This window comes from Nitrosospira sp. TNL300 (genome assembly GCF_055385915.1).
Window position 1 is genome coordinate 1,582,247 of sequence record NZ_AP041005.1, and the last position, 17,949, is coordinate 1,600,195.

Genomic DNA, 17,949 nt, shown 5'->3' on the forward strand with positions numbered 1-17,949 from the left:
CTGCAAATATCCCCGCTTCATCCAGTTGTCTGCTCGAAAGGGGATAGCAATGCATAAGGAAGCATGCCGAAAAGCTGAGCCAGCCGGAATCCCCTGCACGCCTTCCCCACCCTCTGCGTGGTGAATATCTCGCCAGTCAACACATTGATCCACTTCTCGCGCAACTCGTCTGCAGGCAGTTCCACCCAGGTGTCGGTCCAGATGGATTTGCCGATCGGGAATCGGTGTTGCTCTCCCAGGAGGCGGCCGAGCAATCGCGGTACGGCAACGACAAGAATTTCATTTTCGTGGCGCCGTGCAAACACACACACATGTTCACTACAGTCCCCATGCGCTTTTAGCGGCAGGTAGTCGCCCTCGCGGAAAAGCTGTTCGTACTCGCGGCGGAATGTGAGCGCTTTCCAGGTCAGATAGAGCTTGATCCGGCCGTCCCCCAGGTTTTCCATCAGATGCTGGGCGCATGCACCAGAGCCTTCTTCAGCATGCATCGAGCGGATGGCCTGCAAGGCCCTGCGACGAGCCGTATAGTCCACAGGACGCCTGTTGTCCGGGTCCACGAGGCTGAAATCCCATGTTTCATTGCCCTGGTAGATGTCGGGTACTCCTGGTGACGTAAGTTTGAGCAACACTTGTGACAAGCTGTTGAAGGCTCCCGCCCATGCAACCCGCTGCTGGAAAGGCAGAAAGTCGCGCAGGAACAGATTGGTGGGCTGCTCGGAGAAAAGCGCATGCACGAAGTCCTGCATTGCTGCCTCATATTCGCTATTCGGGTTGATCCAGGAGCTGCTCACCTTCGCCTCTCGTGCCGCCTTGCGCATATAGGTGACCACGCGGTCGGACAACTCCGCCAATTCCTCATCGTCCGGTTTGTGGAAAGGCCATATCCCTAGCAATATCTGATATAACAGGTACTCGTCGTTGCGACTTGGAGCATAAGTGCCGTCCAGTTCCCGGCGGCTGCTGCGGTTGAGTCTGTTCCATTGCTTGAGAGCCTGCGCCCACTGATCGGGTATTTCGGAGAGAACACTTATTCGCGCACGCACGTCCTCCGAGCGCTTGCTGTCATGGCTTGAAGTGGACAGCATGGCATGCGGCCAATGGGTTGCACGCTCCTGATTTTCCCGGTGAAACGCTGCGAGGGACACCCCGAATCGCTGCGGCTCGTTGCCGACCTCGTTGAGCGATACCAGGCGGTTATACTGGTAGAAGGTCGTGTCCTCCATCGCTTTGGCCATTACCGGGCTGGTGTACTGCTGAAACTTCATGGCAAAGGTGCATATGGCGTTCCTGTATGCTTCGCCTTGACCTTTGGCCTGCCGACCCAGCAACACCTCCCGCACGAAATCGAAGATCGTGGTGTCGACCACCTGGCTGCGCTTTTTCGCTACCTCTACGGCCCAGTCAACATACCGGACATCTTCGGCGGAGCTTTCGCAGTCGGACACATAGGTACGATAGACAGGAAAGTTGGCGACAACCTGGGCGAGAGCACTGCGCTGGCTGTTGAAGGTAAAATCGCACGTGCGGCGATCACCTTTGGCAATACGCGCCAATTGTATAGCCAGTACCTGAAGCTCACCTACCAGCGCGCTTTCCATGATCAAGTGTTTGTTCGCTCGTATCATTGCGCCGAGATCCAAACGTGTCCGAATAAAGCGCTCATAGATACGAGTGAAATGGTCGGCAGCGCCAGTATCGACAAAAAGGCCGGAGCAAACCGCGGCAAAGTTGTATCCGGTAGTGCCATGGATGGGCCAGGTCTTCGGAAGATGTTCATGTGACGCAAGTATTTTCTCCGCCACGATGTAGAGCGACTTGACGCCCTCCTTCACCTTTCCCGGAAACAATGCTGCGGCGGCCATTGCCTGCAGACGCTCGAAGTATTCCTTGGGTGCGTACAAGCCATCCGGATGATCGATGCGTAACCCGCTCACATACCCGCGCACGATGAGTTCGCGAATCAGGTGGTGCGTGCTTTCGAACACTTCCGGGTTGTCCATGCGCAGCGCCGCCAGATCATTGATATCAAAGAAGCGGCGGTAATTGATCTCGTCCGCTGCGGCGCGCCAGAAAGCCAGACGGTAGGCCTGGAAGCTCAGCAGTTCATGCAGAAGATCGAAGCTCCTGGATCGCTCCTTCGGCGCGTCCCCGTTGAAAACAGACACATTCTCCTGAACGAATTGGGCAATGTCTGCGCTCATCACGAGCAGTGAAGCCAGATGGCGTTTGTGTATCTCCTTGTCGCGCGCTCGTTCGGTGATTGCATCGGGGGAAATGCGGTCGCGCAGTGGCAGATGGTTAAACGCCGTGATCAGAGACTGGAGTTCCAGAAACTCCGGGTGCTGTTCCCCCAGCCGCATCCCGAGACGTTCGAGTTCGTATCCAAGAATGCGCGGATATTCACGCGGGTCCACAGGAAACCTGTGCTCGTAATAAAAGACACTGAAGGAGCCTTGTTCGGGGTCGAACACAAGTTTGAGTTCGCCGTTCTCCAGAATCGCGCCATAGTGATCGCCCAGGACAGGCAGCAGCACCTGGCCTGGCAGATGCTCTCCCATCACATACCAGTCAATATCAAAATAGCTGGCAAACCGGGACGCGGGGCCATTTTCCAGTACATCCAGCCACCATTCGTTATCAGCGCCAGTGATGCACATGTGATTGGGCACCACATCCATGATCTGGCTCATTCCATGCCGTTTCAAGGCAGCAGCAAACCGTTCGAAGTCCCGGGCGCTCGTGATCTCTGGATTGAGCCTGCCATGGTCGGTTACGTCATAGCCATGGGCACTGTCAGGGCGCGCTTTGAGGAGGGGCGAAAGATAGCAATGACTGATACCCAGCTCATCCAGGTACGGGATCAGTTCCGTTGCCTGCCTCAGGTTGAAGTCCCGATTCAATTGCAAGCGGTAAGTTGCCCGCGGAATCTGTGCCTGTACATCCTGCGCGACCTCGCCCTCTGAGGAGGTGGACACCTGCGATAAGGGACGCTCCCGGCGCAATGCCAGCATTATTCCCTGCAGCCAGACGCTTTCCTGCCACTCCTCCAGATTGAGGGGTAGTTTGAGACGCCAGGATGGGTAAGCGCCTCCTGTCGCGCCGGGCAGATTCGGTTGCTCAAGTACTCCGAAGCCATCTTCGAGTTGCAGCAGCAGAAGTTTCGACGGTGCACGGGCCAGGTAGGTGTACACTGCTGCCGCGAGTTCCGCCGTCATTTCCGGGAAGCCGACCTGATGAAGCCCGCCTCTCGACGGTAATACGCCTTCACCCTCCAATGCCACCAGGAGCTGTGCACGGTCTGCCGCGCGCTCCACGATTTGCCTGTTACGCATCTCGTCCTCGGGAAACAGATTGTGACGGGCGCGCAGATCAATATCGAGCCCCTGCCAGAATCCCGCCAGGGTCGGAAGGTCGTGGGTTGTTACCGCCACTACGGCATTTGCCGGGTACTCCTGCGGCGGCTTCAACTGCCCGTCGTCGCGCCGCTCGAAATATAATAACCGTGTGGACATCACGTTTGCGGGATACAAAGCTTCGCGTACTTCCGGTGGTACTGTCCCTAAATCTTCACCTACCACCAGGCAGCGGTTGCGCTGGCTCTCCAGCGCCAGGATGCTCAGCATATCTTCAAAGGGATAGCGTATGTACGCGCCCTCCGTTGCGGGCAGCCCGCGCACGACCCAGAACAGGCGGCGCAGGCCCATTACGTGATCTATGCGCAGCGAGCCGCTGTCCCGCATGTTGGCGCGCAGCACTTCAATGAAAGGTGCATAAGCGGATGCAGTGAGTTGATGAGGAATCCAGGGCGGCAGACCCCAGTTCTGCCCCAGACGGTTGAAGTCATCGGGTGGCGCCCCTGCACTGGCTTCAAGTGCGTAAAGTTCACGGCGGGACCACGTTGCCCCGCCACCTTCCGCTACGCCGATAGCTAGATCGAACATTAAACCAATGTTGAGACCCACTTCCCATGAACGTGTACCGACCGCTCCCAGTTGCAGGGAAACCTGCCACTGCAGGTATTCGAAATATTCCACACGATCGAGATGGGCCTCGCAGAATGCGGCTACCTCCGGAGCTGCGGGATCACGGTATGCCTCGGGCCACACGCGCCACCCCCATACAGAGCTGTCCTCTGCCCGAAAATATTCCTGAAGCGCCTCGAACAGTGCCTGCTTGCGAAGAGTCTCGCCGTGCTCGGCCTGGAAAGCACGAAAAACACGCGCGCGACCAGTATTTTGCGCCAGATGGGTACCACGGAAATACCGGTACAGGCAGACGAGGACTTCCGATTTCGCCTCCGCAACACTTCTGTAATCCACCTGTTCGGTAGCACGAAGCGCGCGCAGCCGCGCCTGGAATTCCGGCGCGAGCACTATTGAGCGTGCCTCCTCGCATCCCGCAAATTCGGGTATGGCTTCCACATCCAGGTAAAGCGGGTTGAACCAGGTGCGGCTGGAGGGACTGTACGGACTGGTGTGTTCCGGAGCGTCGGGAAATAACGCATGAAGCGGGTTGAGCAGCAGCGTGCTTCCCCCCGCGCTGGCATAGAATTCGACCAGGCGCCGAAGATCGCTGAAATCCCCGATGCCATAATTGCGCTGGGAACGAATACCGTATAGCTGAAGAGCGGGGCCCCACACCCGCCTCTCACCCTCGATGCCTGGCGGCCAATAACAGATGGCGGGAGCCACGATAAATGGCATTTCAGCCAGGCCATGGCCATCGCTCCTTTCGATAGAAAGGCGGTGATACCCTGATTCCACAGGGAGATCCAGCACCAGGATTCGCCGCACCAGTTCCTGCCCGCCGGGATCATCGAAGGCATCGAAACTGCCGGAACCGTCGGGAGCGGTGAAACGATAGCGCTCGACCTCCTCCAAGCCGTCAGGAATAAATTCGTCATGGTCTTCAGCCCCGGATTCCCTGCACAAGCGCCAGCGATGGGCTCCCTTGCCCTCGGTGGCCGGTAGCGCGACTGCAATGCGATAAGGTCGCATCCACTCCCGCACCACTTGTACGGGCGGCAACACATGCTCCCATTTGCGTCTCAAGAATGCGAGCAGGGAGGCTGAAATTTCCTCTTCCGTGGCCGCTGCAACCCCCATTGCCCGGAGTAGAGCGCGCTTTGCTTCCTCCGAAGTGTGGCGGGTATTTCCCCAGATATCGCTGTAGGAGGATAGCACGCCATATAATTCGCACAGCTGGTCAAGTGGATTGCTCATGCTTCTCCCTTGGAATTCCCTTGTGCTTTCCCTTCATTCCAGCCTCGGCGGCTGTTATCAGGTAAAACTGCTTTTACTTTTACCGGCAGCCGATTTACCGGCAGCCGGTTCGAGCATCCAAACTACCGAACGAGGCGCCAGGATACTTTTCGCCAGGGTACTTTTCGTTGCGCGGGAAGATGCTGGTATTGCACCGGACGAGGCAAACACGATCTGCCCGGCGTACTCGGGAGCCGTCACGCTCGCGTCGGAAAAGTTCGCCAATAGGCGCAAAGTGGAACCGTCCCCCAACTGCCAGCAGACCCGCAGGCACTTCGACGCGAATACCTCAAAATGTGCTGAATTACCCTTCATTCCGCGAAGACGCGGCACGATAATTTCCCTGCGAAGCTTCATCAGGTTGCGGTAATACTCCAGCCAGACAAGGTGCGCTTCATCGTTGAGTGAATCCCAGTCGATTTTCGAGATAAGAAAAGTCTGAACAGCATTCGGATCGGGTATCGCTGGCTCGATCATGCCTTGCCCAAAATGCGCAAAGCGGGCGAATTCCCTGCGTCGTCCCTGTGTCACAGCTTCGCGCAGATCCCCTCCGAAGTCGCAGAAAAACAGGAAAGGCGACTTTGCGGCAAATTCCTCGCCCATGAACAGCATGGGAATGTTGGGCGCCAATAAATAGATGGCTGCGGCCGCACGTGTCAATGCTTCCTCGCCAATATGGGTAATACGCTCGCCGAACGCACGGTTGCCTGCCTGATCGTGGGATTGCAGAAAGGAAATGAAAGCCTGGGGCGGCAGATGAATGCTCGCCTCTCCGCGCGCCGTATCATCGCGATAAACGGATATCTCTCCCTGATAGGCAAATCCTTCCGCCAGGCAGCGTCCGAGGTGACGTACCGGATTGTCGGCATAGTCCGTATAGTATCCATCGTTCTCCTGCGTGGAGAGCACATGCAGGGCATGATGAATATCGTCGTTCCATTGAGCGTCGTACCAGCCGTTTGTCAGGTAACGAGCATTGTTGGCATCGTTTTCCAGGATCAGATGTACGTGGCGCTCTGCATCGACCTCAGCACGTACACGCTCCGCGATCTCGATAAGGATGTGCGGACTGGAATGGTCGATGATTGCATGTACTGCATCGAGCCGCAGGCCATCGAAGTGATACTCTTGCAGCCAATACAACGCATTGTGGATGAAAAACCCGCGTACCTCCTGGCTTGCAGGTCCGTCGAAATTTATTGCCGCGCCCCATGGAGTGTGATGGCGCTCGGTAAAGAATTCTTTCGCATAAAGGTGAAGATAGTTTCCTTCCGGCCCGAAGTGATTGTAGACGACATCGAGCAGAACCATCATGCCCCGTTCATGTGCAGCCTGAACCAGTTCCTTGAGATCCTCCGGGCGTCCGTAACGGCTATCCGGCGCATAGGGCAGGACGCCGTCATAGCCCCAGTTTCGCGAGCCCGGAAAATCGGCAATCGGCATGAGCTCAATGGCGGTCACGCCGAGTTCGGCCAGATAGTCGAGCCGTTGGGAAACGCCCTTGAAAGTACCTTCGGGTGAGAATGTGCCTACGTGCAATTCATAAATTACCGCTTCTTCCCATGGCCGTCCACGCCATTTTGCATCCCGCCAGGCGAAAGCCGAAGGATCGATCACCTCACTTAAACCATGCACATCATCCGGATTGAAGCGCGAGGCGGGATCGGGAACACGGACACCGTTCACGTCGAACCCGTAGCGCATCCCTGCGCCTGCTTCCGCTACAATCGACTCGAACCACCCCTCTTCCCGTGCATCCATTGCGCGCATCGATTCGCGCCCCTCTTTCATTTGTCCGCCCGCGAGATACAATCCCACCTGCTTGCACCCCGGCGCCCAAAGACGAAAGCGTACTCCCCCATCCGTAATTTGCGCGCCATACGGCATTTCATGGAGCATCTCATGGGGCATCTGATGGATTCTTGTCGGCACGTCTTCCCCTCTTCACCTGTTCTACCTTCTGCGTTGCATCAACCGCATCAGCCGCTGCATGGTTCCACCGACTGACTTCGATTGTTGCGCGAGTGCGTTACTCACGCTGGCAACAGCTTTTTCCACCATGAAGAGCGTAACCAAAGCATCGGTTACTCCGGTATCAGCGGGAAACAGCGAATTTCCCTTCATCGCCCTGCGATAGCTTTTGAGGAAATCGGCGCTGGCAAGCGTCTGCCATTTATCAGCTTGTTGTGCAAGCATAGCGGTTGATTCCGGATATTCATCCGTAACATGCTCCAGTGCCGCTGCCGCCACCTCGGAAAACGAAAACAGCATGCCTGCCACATCGCGGAGAGGACTATGTTTCCAGCGGCGCTCACGCCATGCGCGTTCGGGTCCACTGCCGTAATTCGTAATCAGAAAATCATTGTTCGAGAGCCACACCTGACGCAGGCTGTAATCTCCGTGACAGCGCGCCTTCAAGGCCTCGGGATGTATGGCTGCCACCCGGGTGATACGACGGTAGAATTTCGGCCGGGCTGATAAAAGATCATTACCGACGTTACCAATCCCGGGTGCGGAGTTGGGCAGATCTGGCCATTTCGCTTCCAGCAATTTGTACATTTCATCCATCTGCGCGCGCACGATGTTCACCCACTCCATAAGATCTTCGATGGTAATGGGCTCGACACCGAAGGCGCCGTTTGCATCCGGCTGCGCAAGTGCCTGGTGAAATTCAGCCGTACGCAATCCCAGCGTATTGATAAGGGTCATGTAGGCAGCATGCCGCGCATCAATGGGACGCTTTTGTTGTGTGCGGAACTCATCCAGGTAGCGTTGCAGATAGTCCTGCGTATAAGCCCAGCCGCTACCCTGATTCTCGGCGTAGTGCTCGAGGATTGCCAGAGTGGAATTGCGTCCCTCGCCATCCATGTACTCCACGGTACCCGCCAGTTGCGCCATGTGAGTAAATTTGGCGGTCTCCGTCAGAAAACGCGACATCTCCAGTTCGGGGTGCACGCCGGGAAGAAGCCAGCGGTATCCTTTCAGTATCAGTCGGTCGCCCATGTTCACGAACAATCGCCCTCTTTCCGAAACTGTCCGCGTCACCGTTGCTGACGCGCCTGAAACCACCGGCCCGGGAAAAGCGCTGGTTGCATGGAAAGACACTTGCCCATCATCAAACACGAGTGCTGAGCCATCATGCATGCTGGAGACCATGGCGCGGCAGAAGTTATCATCCCAGAATGCGTCGAACAGCACGCCTGTTCGCGCATGATGTCGTACCTTTGCAAGTGTGGCATGCAGCAGCGTGCTCACAATCGCCTCGTCTTCGTCCTCCCAGACGCGCGCCAGAGGCACGGCAAAACGATAGGCCTCACCATTGGCCAGCGTTAAAACAACGATGACCAGCAGCCAGCTTCCCTGTTCTGTCGACCACTCGTGCATCTCCCCGAGCTCGAATTTTCTGACGGGAAGGTTCCTCATCAAAAACCAGGGTTGGGAATAAAAGAAGCGTGGCATGATCTGCCCCTCGAGCTGCTCGCGTGCACGGCGAGCCATCAGATCTTTCATGCCCCCGCCACCATCGCCCCGGTTCAACAGTGTGCCCCAACCCGGCTCCATGAGCACAAGGACAGGCAGATCCGGGGATACCTGGCGCTCCTCATGCCACGCAGGGGCGGCCACGTCGCCTGCCAGGCGAAAAGCATAAAAGCCATGAGCGCTCAAGGTGAGCAGATACGGCAGTTCACCCACAGGCGGGAATGCCGTGCGACCCATCAATTCAACCGGTACCCTTCCCTTGAATTGGCTTAAATCCAGTTCTACGGGCTGCGCGACTCGGGACAGATTAGCCACGCACAGAATCGTTTCATCCTCATGCTCACGCAGATAGGCAAGAATCTTGCGATTGCCAGGCCGCAAAAAACGCAGCGTGCCCCGGCCAAAGGTTCGGTGCGCCTTGCGCATCGCAATCAGGCGCTTCATCCAGTTGAGCAGGGATGACGAATTACGCGCCTGTGAATCCACGTTCACTGCACCAAACCCATATACGGGATCGACGATAGCCGGCAGGAAAAGCTGTTGAGAATCGGCTGTGGAAAATCCGCCGTTAGTCCCTCCTGACCACTGCATGGGTGTGCGCACACCGTTGCGATCACCGAGGAGGAGATCATCCCCCATGCCGATCTCATCTCCGTAGTAAAGCACGGGCGACCCCGGCATGGTCATGAGCAGCAGATTCATCAATTCAATTCGGTGCCGGTCATTGTCCATCAGTGGCGCCAGACGCCGTCGAATACCGAGATGCAGGCGGGCCTGGGGGTCAATTGCATATGTCTGGTGAAGATAGTCCCGCTCGCGATCGGTGACCATCTCCAATGTCAGTTCGTCGTGGTTGCGCAGAAACACAGCCCACTGACAGTTCTCGGGGATGTCTGGTGTCTGCTCCATGATCTCTACAATGGGGTGACGATCTTCGCGCGCAATAGCCATGTACATTCGCGGCATGAGTGGAAAATGGAAAGCCATATGGCATTCGTCGCCATCGCCAAAATACTCGCGTACATCCTCCGGCCACTGGTTCGCTTCAGCCAGGAACATCCGGTTGCGGTAGTGCTTATCCAGTTCGGAACGCATGCGTTTGATCACCGCATGAGTCTCCGGCAGGTTTTCGCAGGTGGTCCCCTCGCGCTCGCACAGATAGGGCATGGCATCCAGCCGCATGCCATCGACACCCGCATCCAGCCAGAGCCGCATCACATGCATCATGGCGTTAAAGACATGCGGGTTGTCAAAATTCAAGTCTGGCTGATGGAAAAAAAAGCGGTGCCAGTAATAGGCTTTGGCAATATCATCCCATTCCCAGTTGGATCCCTCTGTGTCCGTGAAAATACTGCGCGCACCCCTGTACCGGGTGTTGTCGTCGCTCCATACGTAATAGTCGCGCTTGACGGACCCTGGCGGAGCGCGGCGGGCTGCCTGAAACCACGGATGCTGATCGGAAGTATGGTTGAGCACCAGTTCCGTGATTACGCGCAAACCCCGGCCATGAGCTTCCGCGATAAACCGGTGGAAATCCTCCAAGGTGCCGACATCCGGGTGCACACTGTGGTAATCGGAAATATCGTAACCGTCGTCCCGTCCCGGAGACGGATAGAATGGAAGAAGCCAGAGCGCGGTGACGCCCAGTTCCGCCAGATAGTCGAGCTTTGAGATCAGGCCCGAAAAATCTCCTATGCCGTCGCCATTACTGTCGAAGAATGTCTTGACGTGCAATTCATAGATGATGGCGTCCTTGTACCAGAGCGGATCTTCTTCTCGTTCCATGCTATTTCGACCGGGCTTTCTGTTTCAGATGAACAGAAGCTCTTCTGGCTGCCTCCGCGGCTCTTGTAAAGTGCCCTTTTTTCGCTTCCCCGATCGCCTTATCCATTTCTTCGAATGTCTCCATATCATGTTCCGCTTTCGGAAACTGTCCATATATCGATATGAACGGTTGGGTATAAGGATGTTCGCGGTTTTCCTCGATCAGGTGCTTCTTCGCTTTTTCAGTATGGGCGATAATGCCTCCTGCGTCCTCATTTTCAGCGCTTCTGACTGCCAGCGTCAATTCCTGGAGAGCCTTACCCTCATGTTCATCCGCAGCATAATCCATCGTAGAACATCCTGCGAGGAAAGCAAAAGCAATCAAGCTGCACGAGAATGGCTTTTTCATGATATCTCTCCCTGTTGAACGAACCCGAGTAGGCCAGCTCTTATCGTTCGGACGATTTTCATGCGCTGTTGTCATTAATCTTTGACCATGCGCCTTGAGGTCCTGGGTGCGCTTGCCCTAATAATAGGGACGTGTCCCATATTCTTCGAGTTCCCTTTCGTTCTCCATCCTGCAACACTGGTTTGCAGGTGCCATATTCTTTTATCAGGCGCTTTTCAAGTTATCGGTTTTTAACATTGCTACGGCTGTAAGCCGACAACGCTGCCGGGCCTCAGACTCGGAATGATTGCCGTACAGCGATTCCCTTGACCAGAGCGAAGACGGCCGGAAATACGACCAGCGTCAGTATTGTAGTGGAAACCATTCCGCCCACCATGGGAGTGGCTATGTGCCGTGTCACCTCGGAGCCCGTGCCTGTGCTGAACATGACGGGAAGCAGTCCAACGACGCTTCCCGCGATGGTCATCATCACCGGACGTATCCGGTATACCGCGCCCTGGATCACTGCCCCGTAAAGATCTTCAACGGTAACTCTTTTGCCTTCGGCTTGTCGCGTCGCCGTGATATTCGCCAACGCTCGATCGAGAAAAGTGAGCATGACCATTCCTGTTTCAGTCGCGATACCGATGAGCCCGATAAAGCCAACTGCCGCTGCGATGCTCATATTATAGCCAAGCAGATACATGAGCCAGATGCCGCCGACCAAGGAAAAAGGAACCGAAAGCATGACAATCAGCGTCTCGGTAAGTCGATGAAAGTTCAGATATACAAGCAGGAATACGATCAGGACCGTGAGCGGCACGACCAGCTTCAGCTTCTCGACAGCACGTTCCATGTATTCGAACTGACCGCTCCAGGTTGCGTAATACCCCGGCGGAAACCGCACCTGCTCACGTACTGCTTGCTGGGCTTCCGCGACATAGCTGCCGATGTCGCGGTCGCGGATATCGACGAAGATGTAAGCCGACAGCAGCGCGTTCTCCGTGCGGATACTCGGTGGGCCCTGGAGGAGTTTCACCTGCGCGAGTTGCCCGAGCGGGATCATTGCCTGGTCCATGGTGGGTATCAGCACCTGGGTAGCGATTGCCTGCGGATCACTGCGCAATGCACGCGGATAGCGCACGGCGACAGCGAAGCGTTCCCGCCCTTCCACGGTGGTGGTTACCGTTTCGCCGCCCAGTGCCACCGAGATTACGTCCAGCAAGTCCCCTACGGCCAGCCCATAGCGCGCAAGCGCCATGCGGTCCGGCTCGATATCGAGGTAATAACCGCCGGTAATGCGTTCCGCATAGACACTCGTTGTTCCAGGCACCGTTTTTACCGTTGTCTCGATCTGTCGGGCAAGGATTTCGATTTCATCCAGATCCTTGCCGAACACTTTGACGCCAATTGGCGTGCGTATGCCGGTGGCAAGCATGTCGATCCGGTTCTTGATCGGCATGGTCCAGGCATTGCTGACCCCGGGCATCTGGAGCGCCTGGTCCATTTCAGCGATCAATTTATCCACGGTCATCCCGGGGCGCCATTCAGCCTCCGGTTTCAGGTTGATGATGGTTTCAGCCATCTCCAGCGGCGCCGGGTCGGTTGCAGTATTGGCTCGCCCCGCTTTACCGAGCACTGATGCCACCTCCGGAAAGCTTTTGATGATCTTGTCCTGCGTCTGCAATATCTCAGCTGCTTTCGTCACGGAAATGCCCGGCAAGGTCACTGGCATGTAAAGAAGTGTGCCTTCGTTCAATGCCGGCATGAACTCCGTGCCCAGCTTGAGTGCCGGATAAATGGTTATCCCAAGCACAGCAAGCGCTGCCAGAACGATTGTCTTTTTCCAATGCATCACCCGGCCCACTACCGGATGATAAGCCCGGATCATGAAACGGCCCAGCAGATTATCCTGCTCACGCGGAATGTGACCACGGATCAGAAGCAGGATCAAGGCTGGAACCAGGGTGATCGAAAGCAAGGCGGCACCCGCCATGGCGAAAGTCTTGGTATAGGCCAGTGGCTGAAACATGCGCCCTTCCTGCGCTTCAAGGGTAAACACAGGCAGGAACGACACGGTAATAATCAACAGGCTGAAGAACAGCGATGGACCAACTTCCTTACAGGCATCAATGACGGCATCTTTGCGTACTGTACTTGAAACTTCCGGACCAACGCGCGCAAGATGCTTGTGTGCATTCTCGATCATGACGATCGCCGCATCGGTCATTTCCGCAATTGCGAGAGCGATGCCCGCAAGGCTCATGATGTTGGAATTGATGCCGAGGAACCGCATCGCGATGAAAGCGATGAGTACGCCGATGGGAAGCATGATGATCGCCACCAGGGCACTCCGCACATGCATGAGGAAGACCGCGCAAACCAGCGCCACAATAATGATCTGCTCGATCAACACTTCACGCAGCGTCGTGATGGCGCGGTGGATCAGATCCGAGCGATCGTAGAGGGACCGAATTGAAACACCTTCCGGCAGGGCCGGCATGATCTCGGCGAGCTTCTTTTCGAGATTGCGTGTGATATCGAGAGCATGTTCGCCATGCCGCGCCACTGCAATACCCGAGACAGCTTCTCCTTCGCCGTCAAGCTCGGCTATGCCGCGACGTTCCTCAGGAACCAGTTCCACCCGGGCAATGTCGCGCAACAGCACCGGCGTACCCTTCTCCGCCTTGACGACGAGTTTTTCGAGATCGTCTATCCCGCGCAAATAGCCTTTGCCGCGCACCACATATTCTGTCTCCGCAAGCTCGATCACACGCCCTCCCACATCGCGATTGCTGGCAGCGATAACCTGGGACACGGTCTTTAACGGGATGCCGTAAGCCTGTAGCTGCTGCGGATTCACCGTAACCTGATAGCTTCGTACAAACCCGCCTACGCTGGCCACTTCCGCCACGCCCTCCGCCGCGGTTAGCTGATAACGCAAGAACCAGTCCTGGAGGGCGCGCAACTCGTCGAGGGTATGGTTCTTTGCAGTTACGGCATATTGATAAACCCAGCCTACTCCGGTGGCGTCCGGACCAAGTGAAGGCTTTATATTCCTGGGCAGGCGAGCAGCTGCAAAACTCAAATATTCCAATACGCGCGAGCGTGCCCAATAGATGTCTGTGCCGTCCTCGAAGATGACGTATACGAACGACACGCCAAAACTGGAGAGACCACGCACTACCCTGGATTTGGGCACGCTCAGCATGGCGGTGGTGAGCGGATAGGTAACCTGATCCTCGACTACCTGGGGCGCTTGGCCTGGATATTCCGTATAAATGATGACCTGCACATCCGAAAGATCCGGAATCGCATCGACCGGTGTCTTCCATACCGAATATACGCCCCAGGCTATTACGAAGAATGTCCCGACCAGCACCAGGAAGAGGTGCCGCACCGACCATTCGATGATATTGCCGACCATCTCAGTGCTTCTTCCTGTTGTTCTTCCTGTTATCGCCGGCGGCATCGGCCACAGGAGTTTGTATACGAACGATGACATACTCGCCCAGCGATGCTTCCGTTATCTCGAAAACAATCTCCTGGCCGGGTTTCACTGTTCGCAGCAATGCTGGGTCCCGAACCTTGAAATCCATTACCATAGCCGGCCAGCTTAAGCTTGCGATTGGCCCGTGAGCAAGGGTTACCGTTGTATTGGCCACGTCGATCGCTTCGATGACACCCTCGCCGCTATGACTCATCGGTGAAAATGGAGACGGAGGTAAAGGCACAGTTGGTACAGTCCCGGATGAGCCAGGGACGATCTGGCGTCTCTCCCTCGCTTCGCCAGGCACCAAGTCCTGACTGCTGCGGTCAAAACCGTTCAGCGCAGCCTTGAGATTGCTTTCGGCGTCGATGAGGAAATTGGCTTTTACCACAGCCATTTCCCCGGCCTTCAGCCCATCCAGGACTTCCACATAGCCATTCGCGTGCTTGCCCAGCCTCACGAGCCTCGTTTCAAAACGGCCCTCCCCCAGATCCACCAGCACAGACTGCCTGGTACCGGCATCGAGTACGGCCGATTCGGGGACGGCGAGCACTCTGTCTTTACGCTGGATTGAAACGAACTCCACTTTCCCATACATCGCTGGTTTCAGCAGCTCTTGCGGATTGGGCAACTCGATGCGCACCTTGGCGGTGCGGGTTTCCGGATTGACCGTGGGGTATATGAACGTCACTTCGCCCGTGAATATCTCGTCCGGATAGGCTTCAATCCGGATGGTGGCAGTCTGGCCCGTGTGTATCATGGCAAGCTCCTGCTCAAATACATCTGCGAGCATCCAGACTCTGGAGAGATCGGCGATCCGATACAGCGTTTCTCCCGCCATGAAGCGCTGTCCCTGAATAACGGACTTATCCAACACAACGCCGTTTACCGGGGAACGCAACGTGAGATATTGTCTGATATGACCTTCTTGCCGGAGTATCTGTAGATCAGCCTCCGATATGTTCCAGTTGCGCAGTCTCTGCAAGGCACTCTCAGTCAGCCGTTCCATCCCCGCCTGAACCTCAAGGCCGCCATCCTCCACGTCCTTTATTCCTCTCCGGGCGATGAGATATTCGTGCTGTGCCGTGATCAGGTCGGGGCTGTACACGTCCATCAACGGATCACCCTTTCTAACCGCTTGTCCCGTCGTATTGACATGGAGCCGCTCGATCCACCCCTCGAACCTGGGCGCCACGATATGCAGCCGCCGTTCGTCCGCCTGCACTGTCGCTACTGCCCTTACGGTGCGGGTGAGTGCGCGCATGCTGACCTGCTCGGTTCTTACTCCCAGTTTTTGTATCCTGTCGATGCTGATCTTGACTGCCGCATCGGCGGAAGCGGATTCCTCGCCTTCGTAAACAGGCATATAGTCCATGCCCATGGGATCTTTTTTTGGTATCGGCGAAGTGTCCGGCAGACCCATGGGGTTGCGGTAATAGAGAATTTTCCTCTCACGCTTACCGTCGGCTGAAACCGCACCCGAGGCATTAGCCGCAGAGGTCGAAGGCCGGGTTGCACCCCACCAGTACCCTGCGACGAGTAAGGCTGCAGCCAGAGCGACAAAAGCTATTGATTTGACGGCAAGCTTCACATGCGCTCCCTTGACATAGGCTCCCGGGGGGTGAGTGGTAAGTTGACTGGCGATTTACCAGCGAGCAGATCGATCTCCGCAAGCGCCTTGTTGTAACCTGCCATGGTCGTCGCCAGGCTGATTTCGGAGTTGAATACTGTCATCTGGCTGTCGAGCAGTGTCATGAAATCAACCCGGTTAACCCGATAAGCCGCCAGGGTGGATTCCACGGTAAGCCGGGCCTGTGGCAGGATGGCTGTCTGGTAGAGCCGCGCGGACTTCAGGCTTTGCTCGGCCAGCGCTGTCTGCTGGCGCAGTCTTGCTGCCACCTCATTGCGTTGCGCTTCATAAGTGCTCAGGGCCTGATCACGCATTGCCAGCGACTCCGCTTCGCGTGGCTGGAGTTTGTTGCCGCGCCACACGGGGAGGTTCATCGCCACTGTCAGACTCACCATGTCCGGCCGCCGGCTATTGTCCAGCATGTTGTCACGCTGCCCGTAAGACATGCGCACATCGAAGTCGGGATAATAATTTTTGCGCGTAAGTTCCAGCGCTTTGTCGTTGCGGGCAACGAGACTTTGCAGTGCCAGCAATTGCGGGCGCTGGGTCAGGGCGGTCTCAAGCAACGATTCCAGGTTCAGGGTTTCCTCGCGCAATTGCGGGGGTGCGGGCACTGGCAGCGGCTTATTTCCGCTCCAGCCGAGCGCACGTATCAGTTCGGCTTCGATTACCGGTCTTTCTCTTGCAAGCTTCAGCAGTTCATCCGCCATTCTGGATACCTGCGTCTGGGCCTTTAGCACATCGGCCTGGTTTCCTCGCCCTACCGCGTAGTGATCTTCAGCAATGTGGAGAAGCTCTTCCAGGATGAGCTTGTTTTTTTCGACCAAGCGGGTCATTTCAAGGGTGAGGCCCAGATCGAGATACGTGACCTTGATATCGCGCACGACACGGTTTATGGTCTCCTGGTAACCATATTCGATAGCCTCTGCATCCTTGGCGGCGACATCTTTACGCAAACCGCGTTTCCCTGGAAAAGGGAATCGCTGGGACAGGCCGATCATTTTCATGGTCATGTCTTCACGGTTAAAAGTGGAAGATGCCAACGGGGCATTGATCACTCCTGCTTCCAGAACAGGGTCATCCAGCGCTTCCGCAGGCGATATTCTCTGCTGGGCTGCTTCCCGCTCCCGCAGCGCGGCCTGGATTTCCGGATTATTCTCCAGGGCTTCCGCAATCAGGGTGGTTAGGGGAGCCAGCGAAGCCGAGTTTTGGGGATTTGCCGCCGCAAAGGCTTCCGCAAATTGTTCTGGAGCAGCCTGTGTAGACTCTCCTCTACCTGCCCGGGATGAAACTTCCGCGTGGGCAAATGTAGAAACCATGACGGCGGCAAGCACGGGGGCGATGATTCCGATGGGAATCATCGCGAGCTCACCGATCCTGTTGGAGCTTTTTTCCGCCATTTGACGATGATGTAATTTGAACCTGATTTTTCGAGGAAGAATTCCACTACATCGCCTTCCTTGACCTGTTCAGCCAAAGCGCTCTCCCTCAGGCGAAAAGCCATTGTCATCCTGGGCCAATCCAGAGCAGGGATAGGATCATGGTTTATCCTGACGAGGGCATTGGCGCGATCAACCTTTACTACTACTCCCTTGCCGGGAATAAGATTTGCAGGTGTAGCCGGTTTTGTAGTCTCGGACGCACTCGCAGCGATTGTTTTCTTGTCCTTCGCTAGTTCAAAGTTCTGCTTGTGGAATAGCCGATCATTAAACAATACGGACTCATACATCATTGAAAGGGCAATTTGCCTGGAATCAATCGGAGCCGGTTGAGCGGCTCCGACCTCAAGGGCCTGGGCAGATAGGCACGCAAATATTGGCGCCAGTTGCAGTACAGCAAAGAGTGGCGTAATCATCCTGACCTCCTTGAAAATATATAACCGTCGGGATTTACCAATTCAGCAATAGAAAAATAGCCGGCGGAATTTTCATCAGGG

The 17,949-nt window shown here is 56.1% G+C and carries 8 protein-coding genes; all 8 read right to left on the reverse strand.

What is annotated here, in order from left to right:
- Positions 1 to 17: 17 nt before the first annotated feature.
- Positions 18 to 5,222 (reverse strand): malto-oligosyltrehalose synthase, encoded by a 5,205-nt coding sequence (locus tag ACZ5BW_RS07320; protein WP_464543616.1) that lies wholly within the window; start codon positions 5,220 to 5,222, stop codon positions 18 to 20.
- 57 nt (positions 5,223 to 5,279) lie between these two features.
- A complete protein-coding gene (treZ, locus tag ACZ5BW_RS07325; protein ID WP_464543618.1) occupies positions 5,280 to 7,193 on the reverse strand; it encodes a malto-oligosyltrehalose trehalohydrolase in 1,914 nt (637 codons plus the stop codon).
- Between the two features lie 21 nt (positions 7,194 to 7,214).
- Positions 7,215 to 10,526 carry a maltose alpha-D-glucosyltransferase gene (gene treS, locus ACZ5BW_RS07330; protein ID WP_464543619.1) on the reverse strand — a complete coding sequence of 1,104 codons (3,312 nt, stop codon included), beginning with the start codon at positions 10,524 to 10,526 and terminating at the stop codon, positions 7,215 to 7,217.
- Between the two features lies 1 nt (position 10,527).
- On the reverse strand, positions 10,528 to 10,914 hold the full coding sequence (gene smbP / locus ACZ5BW_RS07335) for a small metal-binding protein SmbP (protein ID WP_464543620.1): 387 nt from the start codon (positions 10,912 to 10,914) through the stop codon (positions 10,528 to 10,530).
- A gap of 271 nt (positions 10,915 to 11,185) precedes the next feature.
- A complete protein-coding gene (locus tag ACZ5BW_RS07340; protein ID WP_464543621.1) occupies positions 11,186 to 14,320 on the reverse strand; it encodes an efflux RND transporter permease subunit in 3,135 nt (1,044 codons plus the stop codon).
- Between the two features lies 1 nt (position 14,321).
- Positions 14,322 to 15,974 (reverse strand): efflux RND transporter periplasmic adaptor subunit, encoded by a 1,653-nt coding sequence (locus tag ACZ5BW_RS07345; protein WP_464543622.1) that lies wholly within the window; start codon positions 15,972 to 15,974, stop codon positions 14,322 to 14,324.
- Positions 15,971 to 17,374, reverse strand: a complete 1,404-nt coding sequence (locus ACZ5BW_RS07350; protein ID WP_464543623.1) for a TolC family protein — start codon at positions 17,372 to 17,374, stop codon at positions 15,971 to 15,973. Before ACZ5BW_RS07350 ends, ACZ5BW_RS07345 begins: the two co-directional genes overlap by 4 nt.
- Complete coding sequence (locus ACZ5BW_RS07355; protein WP_464543624.1) at positions 17,371 to 17,868, reverse strand: copper-binding protein; 498 nt, start codon at positions 17,866 to 17,868, stop codon at positions 17,371 to 17,373. The genes ACZ5BW_RS07350 and ACZ5BW_RS07355 overlap by 4 nt, the downstream gene beginning before the upstream one ends.
- Positions 17,869 to 17,949 lie beyond the last annotated feature (81 nt).

What these genes read in the sequence shown, in the direction of transcription:
- ACZ5BW_RS07320 (WP_464543616.1), bottom strand. Translation starts at nt 5,222, where the DNA reads ATGAGCAATCCACTTGACCAGCTGTGCGAATTATATGGCGTGCTATCC.
- treS (WP_464543619.1), bottom strand. Translation starts at nt 10,526, where the DNA reads ATGGAACGAGAAGAAGATCCGCTCTGGTACAAGGACGCCATCATCTAT.
- smbP (WP_464543620.1), bottom strand. Translation starts at nt 10,914, where the DNA reads ATGAAAAAGCCATTCTCGTGCAGCTTGATTGCTTTTGCTTTCCTCGCA.
- ACZ5BW_RS07340 (WP_464543621.1), bottom strand. Translation starts at nt 14,320, where the DNA reads ATGGTCGGCAATATCATCGAATGGTCGGTGCGGCACCTCTTCCTGGTG.
- ACZ5BW_RS07350 (WP_464543623.1), bottom strand. Translation starts at nt 17,374, where the DNA reads ATGATTCCCATCGGAATCATCGCCCCCGTGCTTGCCGCCGTCATGGTT.
- ACZ5BW_RS07355 (WP_464543624.1), bottom strand. Translation starts at nt 17,868, where the DNA reads ATGATTACGCCACTCTTTGCTGTACTGCAACTGGCGCCAATATTTGCG.